The sequence below is a fragment of the Aporhodopirellula aestuarii genome (genome assembly GCF_023701485.1).
GTDB classification, from domain to species: domain Bacteria; phylum Planctomycetota; class Planctomycetia; order Pirellulales; family Pirellulaceae; genus Rhodopirellula; species Rhodopirellula aestuarii.
The window spans coordinates 30,462-43,493 of the sequence record NZ_JAMQBK010000112.1 but is presented as its reverse complement, the minus strand read 5'-3'; the positions used below and the strand labels follow the sequence as shown (position 1 = coordinate 43,493).

Genomic DNA, 13,032 nt, shown 5'->3' with positions numbered 1-13,032 from the left:
TCGGAACAGGTTTGGATTTAGAGCTCATTGTGTCAAAATACTCGGGTTTTCCGAGTTGTTTTGAATGCTCCCCCGCAAATGGGTGTACCGATAGCAAGGATTGAAGGGCTTTTTCAGCTTTCGCTGCGCCTTTCTGCTGGGATCGTCCATTTGAGAGGAAGACTGTGAGCAACCGTAAGTTTGGCCAATGGGGCAGGAAATATCGGACAGGTCGTCGAGCGATGCTGCTTGCTGCAATTCTGGCGACCCCGGCGACAGTCACATCAGCACTCGGGGGTGATGGTGTTTGGGTGGGCGATTGCCCTGCTCCGGTGGTCGTGGATCCCTGCAATCCGCATGTTTGGAACGGATCGCCGATTCAGGGGCATCCCAGCTATGGCACTCAAGCTCCACAGGCGTACGGTCCAAGTGGTCCGTCACAGTTTGATCCGCCGGTGACGTCACCAAATGCAGTGGCGGATCCTTTCACTGACGACGCGGCGGGGACACCTGGTGCACCATCAACGACACCTGGTGCGGCACCATCGACAGCGCCCGGCGACGCGCCCGTAGCGGATCCATTTGCGAACGCGAACCAGAATGCCGCACCCACGTCACCGAGCACGAACTTTGACAACATCAGCTCCTCGGATCTGACGTCATCATTCGCGAGCACTCAAAGTTCGTTCAGCGCCGCACCAACGATCATCGGTGACTTTCAGGGAGGCGGCTTGTCCCAAATCACCGCGACCATCACTGCACCCTTCTCTTTTCATGCAACGGGCACCCGTGGGGCACTGCCGACGTATGACAGGATCGGTGGCGGCGGGTTCAATCCCGACGTCTTCGCGGTCTCTGGCACAGGGCAATCCATTGGTGGGAGTGCCTTTACCAACCATTTTGAAATTGCCGAGCCGATCCCACCGACCGATGCAAACTTGGCTCCGGGACCCGGTTTCAGCTTTCAAGGTGGTACCGCAACCTACACCGATACGAACGCAACCCAAACGCCGAGTACCAACGATTACACCAACATCGCCAATGGGGATCAATGGTTCATCGAGTATGAGTATCAACAGTTAATCGGAGGAAGCGACGAGTCCAATCGTCCCGCACCAGGTCCTGGGGTGTCTGTTCGTCGAGTAAAGATTTCTGAGAACTTCAGTCCCGAGGTGCGAGACCGAGGTTTCGTCAATTACAGTTTTTTCAATGACGCCTTCGGCGGACTCGGTGACATCAGCCGTTTCATCGCGGGTCTCGAAAAAGTCTTGATCGAGGATCTCGTTTCGGTCGAACTGAGACTCCCGGTTGCGGCAACATACGGAAGCGATCAAAACCTGAGTCGGCCGGAAGACCGCGACATGGAGATCGGCAACTTCACCATCATCACCAAGCTGGCGCTGTTGAGGACCGATAAAGTCTTATGGGCTGGTGGCCTTGGCATTGGAACACCAACGGCTGATGACACGCGAATTTCGAGGAGCGGGAATGACCTGATTGAAATTCGTAACGAGTCCGTGCAGATCCAGCCGTTTACGGGGGTGCTCTATCGTTGGAACGATAACTGGTCGTTACAGGGATGCATGCAAATTGACATCGCCGCGGGTGGGGATCCCGTCTTGGTCAACAGCAACCTCATCAATCCGACTGCGGGTAGCATGGACATGGCGGGACGTTTTCGCGATTCGACGTTGATGCACCTCGACGTTTCCGCAACCCGGTTGCTGTATCAAACCCGTGATCCTCAGGCGCACCTGAACTCCCTCCTAGCGAATGCTGAAATTCACTACACGAGTACGCTCGAAGACAGCGACATTGTGAGTGCCCCTAATTTCACGTACACGAATTTGAAGAATCAATTCGATATCGTGAATGCGACCTTCGGTACACACTTGGTGTTTAACAATGGGCTCATCTTGACCCCAGCGATGTCCGTCCCACTGCGAGACGGACTCGATGAGCAATTCGACTACGAAGCGATCTTGCAGGTCAACTACATCCGCTAGCTGGCCAACGCTACTTTGTGGCAGGTAGTATGGCCGGCTCCTGACGGCCAAATCGATGCGGTCCGGAGCGAAATGGGACCAACGTGTTTTATCAAAACTAGAATAACGTTCCCGGTTCTAGCATCAGTGCGTCCACCGCTTCACGGTGAGTCTCATCGTCGCTCACTGCGGCAAGCGACTCTGCGTTGGACGTCGGTTCGGCGGACGCCATCCCCGAATCGAGCGAGTTGATGTAGTTGATCACCATCAACGCGTCCAATGCCGTCACGTGTCCGTCCTGATTGACGTCTTTCGTCGAGGGTATTGAAACCACGGTACGGTTCGTCGCGTTGGGCTCGCCCGCTGCGGTTTGAGTCGGCTCGGAAGCGCCGGACTCGGACGCGTTCATTTCGTTGATGATTTGCAGAACGTCCACCGTCGTCACCTGAGCGTCCCCGTTGACGTCAAACCGGCTATGATCGCTCGACGGGTTGAAATTTGCCGTCATGACGATGCCGCCAGAAACGGTAACGGATTGCTGATCCAACCCCAGTCGCAGAAACGTCGTGGAGCCGCCTTGGTTGTCGGTTGATTGTTCTGCGACGACTAGGTCGCTGCGATCGAAGTCTTCCACTGACGCAAATGCGATCGCTACTGGGTTCGCTATTTCGTCCGTCGACCGCGCCAGTTTGAAGTTGCCCGAACCGTCGTTGAGCAACAGGTCAATCGCACTCTTCGCAGGGGTGGTGGAATTGGAGATGACCGTCCTCGGCTTGTTTCGCACAACGGCCAAGTCGATCTCACTGTCGCCATCGATCAGCCCCGCAACGATCTTGCTTGTTCCCGGTTCCAACTTGAGCGTACTGAGCATGCTGACGCCTGATTCACTCACCGAATAGACCGTCACACGTCCGTCCACTCCCAACGCGATCAGTTCTGCGCTGGAAGGGTTGGTTTGGCTACCTCGATCAACATCCGCGGCGGCGGTCGAGATCAGCCTCGAGGAAAACGGTACGCTCATCGGGGCCATAAAGTTACCTTGGCCGTCGTTGAGACGAACCTGCAAGCTGCCCAAACTGAATTCGCCCAGGCCGTAGCCACCTAAGATTAAATCGCGGTCACCATCACCGTCCAGGTCGGCGGAGTTAACGTGCACCGCTCCATTGGCAGTCCCGATCTGGACGGTTGATTGCGATCCGCTGAGTTTGAGATGGAAGTTGTTGCTCAAATAGGACGCGACCAAATAGTCCGGCAGATTGTCTCCATCAAAGTCGTCGACGACGACGTCAATGGGGCCCCGACCGGCAGCGAATTGGCCGACGTTGCCCGCTTCGTCGATCGTGTAGACCACACCCGGGTTCGTTTTCTGTAGTCCGTCGACGTCTGTGAACTCGCCACCAAACGCCGCAACCGCAATCGATGCCGAGGTGCTGAAGGTTTCGGGTGAGGGAGACCCGCCGCTCAGAGGTCGCCACGCATGAACGGCCTGTGGACGATTATCTAGTGGGATACGCAGCGAGCTGAGTCCCGATTGGAACGAAGACGCCGAGACGATGATGAGGTCACGACTGTTTTCCGCAACCGTCAGGAACTCGTCTAATCCGTCGCCGTCAACGTCGAACGCAAACGCGTCGCGAATGACCTCGCCCAGTTCGACTCCCGTTCCAATCGCCGGGAATTTGGCTGGCACCGCGGAGCACGTCGAATTGGGAACGATCAAGGTGATCTGTTGAGTGCCACTCGGAAGCGATGAGAACGAGTAGTCGCCGAGACTGTTGGTCAGTGTTGAGGTTTCGTTGCCGTCCAGCAGTCCATTGTTGTTCGAATCGATAAACACCGTCGCCCCGATCGATTCCTCGCCCGGGGTTTCCATCCCATCGCCATTAGCGTCACAGTAGACATGGCCCACGACGGACGCGTTGGACGGAGCAATTCTCGTGGTCGCGTTGTCCGTATTGTTTGTCGAATCCGTTTCGGCGGTGATCGTACTGACACTGACGGAGTTCACCTGATCACTAATGACGGCGTCGTTGATCGTTACTACGATCGTGAATTGAGTGAATTCGTTGGGTGCCAATTGACCGATGTCGACCGTCACGATTCCGTTGGATGCCGAGAGCGGACCGTTGGGGCCGGTCCCGCTGACAAACGTGACTCCTGACGGAAGCGTGTCAACGGCCGTGACGGATGCGGCGACGGCGGGCCCAAAGTTGTCGACAACGATCGTGTAAGTGAGTTGTTGTCCCGGTTGAGCGGTCGCAATATCGACCGTCTTGAAGACACGCACATCCGCGACCGGAGACAGCGTCACACTCGAACTATCCGAATTGTTAAGGGTGTCGGATTCCGTCACCGTCGGAGCAACAACCGTTGCCGTATTGGTGAGAGCACCGGTCGCGGAGGCAAGGACGTTGGCGGTGATTGTGAACGTGCGAATTTCGGCTGCTGGGATTGAGGCGTACTGCACCAAAATTTCACGAGTCGAAACATCGAAACTCTGAGACGTGGCTCCGGGCGCGTTGATCGAGACGAGCGATAAACCGTCGGGCAACACATCGGTCACATCAAACGGATCCGTTAGGTCATCGGCCTCGTTGGTGACGGTGATGGTGTAGGTAACTTGGTCGGCACCGGGAGACGCAACCGGTTTATCGACCGATTTGATCAGCGACAAATCGAAGATCGGTGTGAAGACGTCATTGTCGGTGAGATCACCAATGCTCTGAATCGTAGCCGCATCGATCAACGGCGAAGTTGTGGTCGCGTTGATACCAAACGTTTCGGTCGATTCGATTTCTCCGTCTTCGGTGAGGGTGATGGTGAATGATTGTGGGGTTGAATCGCCCGCCGGGAAGGTCAACGTTGAGTTGGTAGCGGATAGATCGCCAGGAATACTTGCCGGATTTGTCCCGGCGGTGACTAGCGATACGTCGATGCTGGCAACACCCGGTAGGGTGTGATCCGGTCCAACCAAAACGGTGAGGACACCATCGCCTTCATTGGCGGTGATGTTGGTTTGACCGAGTGAATCGGTGATCCGAATTCCGACAAATTCAACTGCACCGACATCGGCGTTCGGGTCGACGCTACTCGATCGGGTCACACCGCGAGCGTCGACGAGCGTTCCGAAAGAAGTGACGCGGTCGTTGACCTGCGGGATCTCTACCGCTGTTCGACGTGTCGCCACTGAACCCCCGTTATCGGCCAGGTCCAACAGCGGGGTGTCGAACATGTTGATGTCGGTGGGGTCATTGAGCCCCGGCGGCATCGAATTGTTAGTGTTGAATCCCAGCGAGTTGAATGTGAAGGCTGGATCAAAGACACCGATACCGTCAGCGAACAGCGTCGCGAACATGTCAATCGACGCACCCGCAGCAGCAATGTTCGAAGGGAAGGTGGGATCGGTGTTACTGGCAAAGGTAGAGAACGCAATGCTGAGAATGGTGTCCGGGTCGGTGTTGTCGTAGACCAGCCCGCCACCAGTGCCGGCGAGCGATTCGTTGTCGCTGATGGTCACGTTCGTGAAATCCAAACCAGCGTTAATCACGCCCACACCGCCACCGTCGCCCATCGAAACGTTGTTGTCGATGGTGACACGATTCGCAGTCAGCACGGGGGTGCGCTGTATGCCTTGCACCCCGATGCCCCCGCCTCGGCCTCCGATGGCCACCGAGAATCCGTTGCTCGTAATCGTGGTATCGGTCAGTGTCACGTCAACGTCCGCGGCGCCGATCCCGCCCGCGTCACTGACCGCATTGTTGTTTTGAATTTTTGAATTGACGATGGAGAGAACGCCACCCGAGACGTCGCCGAGTACCGCAATCCCACCGCCGACTCCTTCGGTTGCAAAGCCACTGCCGGTGTTGATGGTGGAGTTGTTCTCGATCAGCACCGAATCCAATGTCAAGTTGGGATTGACCGCCGCCAAGCCGCCGCCTGTTGGAGCGGTGTTTTGACGAAGCGTGACTCCAGTGATCGAGATTGCGGGCGAGGTGATGGGGGAACTTGCCAACACGACGATGGCACCACCGCCCTGATTATCGAGGACGCCACCGGTGACCGAATTGAGTTCGTAGATGCCATCGGTAATCGTGCCCGGATTATCGACGATTTCGAGACCACCGCCACCAGACGAGGCCCTGTTGGAAGCAAAACGGGTGTCGATGATTGAAAACGGGGAGCTGGTCGGACCGGAACCCAGCAAGTAGACCCCGCCGCCGCCACTGTCCGAACCTAAGGCTTGGTTATTCGAGATCGTCGAAACCTCCAGGGTCAGTGCTCCTGAGTCGACATACACACCGCCACCGCTATCACCTGCGGTGTTACCGCTGATGGTGGTTGAAAGAATCGAGACCGATCCGCCATCGATGTAAACGCCGCCACCATCCACACTGACACTGTTGCCGGAGATAGTGGTCGCATCTTCGATCGTGAGGTCGACTCCCGACGCATAGACGCCGCCACCAAAATCTGCTGTGTTGTTTGTGATCGTGACGGTATCGATCATCGCGATCGTGTTTGTTCCGCTGGTTGAATTTTCAATCAGGATACCGCCCCCGCGACCGTTGGAGAGGTTCGCGGTGTTGTTACTGATCGTCCCCGTATTGATGTCGATCGTCTCGAGTTCGCGCAATTCCAAGCCGCGACCCTGACCATTGGTGTCGAGATTGACACCATTCATCTTCAGGATGTCTGTCGTGCCGCCGCCACCGTCAACGATCAACGACGACTGGTTTCCCGAATCCAATGTGGTGATGTTGATCACGTCGTCTCCATCACCGCTGTTGATCGTGAGCGACCGAATGGGGTTGGTGAACGAAACGCTTTCCCCCAGTGATGAATCAATCAGGTTGGCACCGGCCTTGTTAGGATCTGCTCCGAGGCTGATGGTTTCCGTTCCGCCGTCGAAGTTAAAGACGCGGTCGTTGGCATTCATGTCGTCCGTGATGGGTTCCAATCCGACATAGTTCACGACCGAACCATCGATATCGACAGACCCATCGTTCGGATTGAGAAACGTATGAGTGACCATGCTCGCTGATCCGCCGAAAATGGTCAACGAATCCACATCACCGGGTCGGGAACCGCCGTCAAACACGACTCCGCCGGCGGGGACTGGGTTGCCGCCGGAATAGTCCACCGTCAAAGTATCGCTGCCGTCCAAACCATTGATGGTCAGGTCGGAAATGCTGCCCAGCGGGAAGGAGTGCGTCAGTACGGAATTGATCAGCACTTCGATTTCGGGAATCGCTGGGGCCGAGTTAAGTCTCAACAAGATGGTGTCATCGGTCGCCGTTCCGCTGATGGTCGTATTGACGATCTCAGTCAGTGTGACATCGTTGCCATCGCCACCGATGTAGCTGATTGCAAAGTCAAGTCCGTTGATCGTCGTGAAGGCGCCCTCGGGTAGGCCGGCAAACGTTCCGACAATCGGATCACTACCATCGTTGTTGATGATTTCGACAGTTTGGCCCAAATTGCTTGCAATGGTACCCGTCGTCATCAGGGTCGCATCATTGAGGTTGACCGTACCCACCACGGACATGCGATCCGAATCAATTCCCGGTGTCACTCCATTGACATCAAAATTCAATATCGCCGCGTCGCCCAAATTCAGGTTTGCGTCAAACGTCGTGTCTCCAACGTTGACGCTGCCCGGTAAGAACTCACCGTCAAGGTTGAGTGTTTGAGCGGACACGAGCGGACTGAAGGTGGTTCCCATGGGCGATGTCGTGGGGCCGACAGATGCCAGGAGCGAAACGTTACCTCCGGTGTTGATCGAGGTCAGTTGACTTGGCACCACGATTCCAGCGTTAAAGTTCGCAGGATCGTTTGTTGGAGAGGTTCCTGTAATGAGAATGTCACCCGATGCACTGTCTGAGATGGTGACTTGCCCACTTGAGAAAAAGTCCACCCCGGAATTAAAGTCGCCCGTGCCGACTCCGCGACCGCTGATCATGATCCCTCCACCATTGGAGCGAACTTCGGTGATGGAGACTTCGGAGGCGGTGATGTTCACACCCTGGCTACCGGCAAGACCATTGCCAGCGACCCCATCGATGAGGATCGCTCCGGCACCAAAGTCTTCGACTCGCGAATCAGAAATGAGAACACCGTCTTGTTCAGTCGCGACACCATCGAGTGCCGGTTGATCACGGTGCGACCCGCGGATTTCGATTCCGCCCCCGTTCGATTGAATCGTCGCGGTGTTGATTCTGACGCCGATGTCACCACTTGTGTCCGTGGATCCGGCCCCGCCTTCACCCAGAATGCGGATTGCACCGGCACCTGAGTCAAGGGATGCTCCCAATGCCAGTTCCACTCCATCGGCGCCGGCTTGAGAAAAGCTACGCCCACGAATCTCGATATCGCCGCCCGACGTCAGCACGCTCCCGGCGATGAAGACGCCATCGCGACTGTTGGTGGAATCAGAGGCAAACTCCGTCAACGGATCCAAGCCGCCCCCCAACACAACGTCGCCTCCGTTGCTGTCGATGGCCACCGATGAGTTGATCACAATACCGCCTGTCGAGTTGAAGTCTCGGTCGGCATTGAAGGTCACGTCCAGTGTTCCCGCCGATGATGCGATGGTACTGTTGGACGCGATGATGGAGTTGTCCGCGTTGAACCGGAGTGTCGCATTGCCCCCGAGTGTCTTCAGAATGTCCGCGTCCAGCGTGATATCACCCGGGTCTGACGAACCCGCTTCGGTGGTCTCGACAATGACGTTGATGCCAAGGTCCAAATCCGTTTGCAGGTCTAAGGCAAAAATTTCGGCGCGGAGCGGACCACTCAGGCCGACGACATTAGGGCTGTACGTCGCGGTGTTGGACGGCCCATCAAAGGTGCGGTCATAAGATGATCGGTCACCGGATTCTGCGATGATCACATCGCTGGCGAGCAAACGACGACTCTCCAACGATTCAAGTTTTAGCCGCCGGTGCGATTGCTCTACGCGGGATTTCCTTGATGGGGAGCGGCGACTAGGGTGAAACTTCATTTTCAAATCCGAGGAGGCGACCGAGGCGCTTGAGATGGACCACGTGGGGGATTCCGCACCACTCAAGGGTGACGCAATCCCCCAGTAAAGTCAGGGAGGCAGTTTGCTGCAACCAGGTATTCTGCGTAACTAGCTCAGTTTAGCTGGACCCCGAGATGAGATGTGACGCCTTGGGATCGACACACCCGGATTTCTATTTTTGGTAGAGTGCTTGGTATTCGTACTTTTGAGCGTTTTGCACCTTCGCCGTTTCAACTTTCGTGTGTGTCTTGAGATTTTCATCCGTCTGTCACGCTAATTTGCCCACGATGCTGCGGACGGCCTACCTGTGAACGAAGTCGCCCTCACCGTCTATCGCGACGGAAGACAGGTATTTACCGGGAATTTGCCGCTACCCTTGGAATTGGGGCGTTTGCGTGAGGAGGACTCGGGGCCATTCTCGCTCCAGGATTTGGGCAGCTATTTCCGCGTGGCGATCACGCCCGCGGATGTCCTATCGGTGCCTCGCGAAGCGATTCGAATTGAGGGCGGCCCATCCGGCGTTGTGCTGATTCGGAATGTGCACCGTACGTTGTCTTTTGAGCTTCAGGGCGAGCAGCGGTATCTGTTCCCAGGCGAAACGGTTGTGGTCAGCCGGGTTAGCCAGATCAGTCTGCCCAGCGGATTCGAGGTTTCGGTCGCCGTCCTGTCTGGATCGGAAAGGATGGCGTCCAAGGCCGATGATGACGACGACAGCATGCGGACCATGCAGGGGGCGTTCTCGAGTGTGGAGCTCGAAGAGGCGCCAGCGAGCCTCAACGCGTTTCTCAACGACGATGCCAGCGTTGATCGAGGCAAGATCATCGTCGCACTCGTCAATCAGGCTCTCGAGGTCGTTCAAAAATCTGCCGGGTCAGATGAATTCTTGGATGCCGCCGTGAAAAGTGCGGCACAGATGATTTCGCTCGACAACGCCTACGTGATCTTGCGAGACGGCTCGAATTGGCGCGTCGTCTCGGCTAACTCGCGGCAACAGAATACGTCATGGCAACAGGATGAGGCGGGCGACACGATGGTGCTTCCCGCCGGGAGCACGCAGATACTGTCGAGACTGCTGCGTGACGAACAGACAGTCGTCTTTGAACCCAAAAGCTTTATGTACACGGCGGGCTCATCGCTGTTGTTGCTCGACCGGGCCGTCGCATCCCCATTGATGGATGCGGACCGAAACATCATGGGGGCTCTCTACGGTGATCGCAAACTGGGCAGTGATTCGGCCGACGTTCCAATCGGTGATCTCGAAGCGGCGTTGCTGGAGGTGATGGCGGGAGCCGTTTCCGCCGGGATCCTGCGACAGCGCGAAGAGCAGGCTCGCCGTCGTGAAGAGCATCTTCGTTCATCGATGAATCAGTTCTTCTCGCCCGAGGTGCTCAGTCGTCTCCAACAAAACGAAAACTTGCTCGAAGGACGCGATGCCGAAGTCACCGTCTTGTTCTGCGACATCCGTGGGTTCAGTTTGATTAGTGAGAGAATCGGACCGCGTCAAACGATTCAGTGGATCAACGACGTCTTCACGACGCTTTCACAATGCGTGTTGGATACCGACGGGGTTTTGGTTGACTACATCGGCGATGAACTGATGGCGATGTGGGGGGCGCCTGACGAACAGATCGACCACGCCGCGCGGGCTTGTCAGGCGGCATTGGCAATGGTGGGGCAAATTGAACCGATTCGTGAGCGATGGAAGGAGATCACGCCGAATCGTTTTGGTATCGGGATCGGCGTCAATACCGGGATGGCACAGGTGGGAAACACCGGCTCGTTATTGAAATTCAAGTACGGACCGCTGGGCAACACGGTCAACATCGCGAGCCGAATTCAGGGGATGACGAAACAGTTTGGTGTCACAACGTTAGTGAGCGAATCAACGTTAGCGTCCGTGCGGAGCAACCCGTATCAAGCAATCGAAGGCGAAAGTGTGAATCTACAGTTCCGCCGAATTGCGGAGGTGCAGCCGGTTGGTGTTCAGTCGCATCTCTTGATCCATCAACTCGCGAGCAACCCAAACGCGAGTTGGACAGAACTGCGTGATCGTTATGAACAAGCATTGTCGGCGTACTGTGACGGGCAACCGACGCAATCGGCGGCCGAGTTGATCAAGCTGGTCGCAAACTTCCCTGACGACGAACCGAGCCTGTTGCTACTGCAACGAGTGGTTGATTCGATCGCCGCCAAAAATACCGAAGTCGACCACGTAATACGCCTCGTACGAAAATGATCGCCCACCAAGCACCTTAGCGGAAGCCCGCGAAACCACCAGGGCAATCGAAACATGCTAGCGGAAGGGCGCGAGCCCTCCGGTGCAAGCAGCACCTCTCAGCGGCAGCCTGAACGTCTTCCGATCCCCGTATCCCCAAAACAAAAACACGAAGCCATCCAACCAGATTGGTGTCTCAAACCAACCCCGCAACGCGTGTTCGCCCGTACCAACAACACGACGTGTGACTTCTAACCTCGCGTTCCTCAGCCGGTTTCACTTGGCCAAAGGCAATCATTACCATAGCCTGAAACAATGCCGCTGTTTTGCTTGTTTCTGATCAACTGTCACCAGCTTGTTTGATAGCCAAAATGTTTCTCAGCAAGACCCGATTGCCACACTTGCTTGCCCCGCGTGACTATTTCTGCGTCGAGCAGTATCAACGTGAGCGTGAACGTTTGCTGGTCCCCGGTTGGCATGTTGTGGGCACAACCGACGAATTGAGGTCCCACGGTGATTTCATTACACGCAATCTATTTGGACACCCCATACAAGTTCGGAATTTCGACGGGCAGCTGCGAGCGATGTCGAATGTATGCGCTCATCGGCATTGTCTGCTGACCAACCAGTCGCGCGGCAACAGTCCGCGGATGAGTTGCCAGTATCACGGCTGGGAATATGGACCGGACGGGAAGACGCGGAAGATTCCGCAGCCGAAGAACTTCACGCCGTATCCCGAGCAGGGCGATCGAATCGCGGTGCACCGCGTTGAAACGTGCGGGCAGATCGTGTTTGTTTCGATAGCGGATGACGGCCCGGGATTGCAAGATTTTCTGGGCGAATACTTCGAGGTCATCCAGTTGCGGTTCGGCGAACAGACCAAACAGTTTCTTAACGCGGACGTGGAGTATCAGGCCAATTGGAAAGTTCCGATTGAAAACTCGTTGGAAGCGTATCACGTGCCCAGTGTTCACGCCGGTACCTTTCGCGATGACCCGGGTGAGCATCGCAGTACCCACATTATCAACGAATTATCATCGGCATTTGGAACTCCGCTGCCGTTCAGCCCACATTCGCGTTTGGACAAATTTGTACAACGCGGCGAGGCGACCGTGATGAGAATGCTCGGCGCGCCCGTCAGCAACGAATACTGGCAGCACCACGTATTCCCCAACCTGATGATGTCAATTACCGATGCGATCAGTCTGATTCACTACGTAATCCCCACCGGCCCGACAAGTTCGATGGCCGTGATACGGCAGTTCGGCAATCTGGGCACAACCCGACACGGTCCGCGCCGGTGGCTGGGCAATTTTTGGGGCGGTTTCAAGGGTGCGGTAACCCGATCGATCATGAAAGAGGATTTAGGGATCATCCCCGACATTCAAGCCGGACTTCAAAGCAGTCAGCAGGCGGGCGTGCTAGGCCGCTGCGAAGAGCGCATTCACGCATTCCAGCAATACGTCGTCGCTCGAACCAAAGTTGATGACAGGTAACAGCGATTAGCACAAAAGTAAAACGGTCGTGTTAAACGCAGCAGAGATAACTGGATCTTTTGTTTCTTCCACCTTTCATGAGGCGGTGTCTCTGATCCGGTTGATGCGAGTATTTCTTTTCAGGTTTTTCTTTCGCGGCTTTTTTCTTGGACGCGGCAACCACAGGCGAGCGGCAGCGCAAGCCGGTATCACATTTTCTGTTGCAGCGGAGTGCGACGCGGGCTAGGTGTGGCAGGTTGAATCAGCTCCAAGCTCGGTCAACGTTCTGTCGAGAGATTTGCTAGGTGGGTTGCAACGAGCAGAATTGAAAAATGTGGCCGAACGCTCCGCGGTCGG

At 56.0% G+C, this 13,032-nt stretch carries 4 protein-coding genes; 3 read left to right on the top strand and 1 reads right to left on the bottom strand.

Translation table 11 applies throughout. The features are described from left to right. The first annotated feature begins 164 nt into the window (after nt 1-164). The gene (locus NB063_RS30240; RefSeq protein WP_250933214.1) at nt 165-1,985 is read left to right on the top strand and encodes a hypothetical protein; all 1,821 of its coding nucleotides are present in this window, start codon (nt 165-167) and stop codon (nt 1,983-1,985) included. Between the two features lie 97 nt (nt 1,986-2,082). Here NB063_RS30240 and NB063_RS30235 read toward each other — a convergent pair whose 3' ends face one another. Next, nucleotides 2,083-8,964 carry an FG-GAP-like repeat-containing protein gene (locus NB063_RS30235; RefSeq protein ID WP_250933212.1) on the bottom strand — a complete coding sequence of 2,294 codons (6,882 nt, stop codon included), beginning with the start codon at nt 8,962-8,964 and terminating at the stop codon, nt 2,083-2,085. Nucleotides 8,965-9,292: 328 nt separating this feature from the next. Here NB063_RS30235 and NB063_RS30230 point away from each other — a divergent pair, with 328 nt between their 5' ends. Continuing rightward, nucleotides 9,293-11,221 (top strand): adenylate/guanylate cyclase domain-containing protein, encoded by a 1,929-nt coding sequence (locus NB063_RS30230; protein WP_250933210.1) that lies wholly within the window; start codon nt 9,293-9,295, stop codon nt 11,219-11,221. Nucleotides 11,222-11,571: 350 nt separating this feature from the next. Beyond that, nucleotides 11,572-12,696 carry an aromatic ring-hydroxylating oxygenase subunit alpha gene (locus NB063_RS30225; protein ID WP_250933208.1) on the top strand — a complete coding sequence of 375 codons (1,125 nt, stop codon included), beginning with the start codon at nt 11,572-11,574 and terminating at the stop codon, nt 12,694-12,696. Nucleotides 12,697-13,032: the final 336 nt, after the last annotated feature.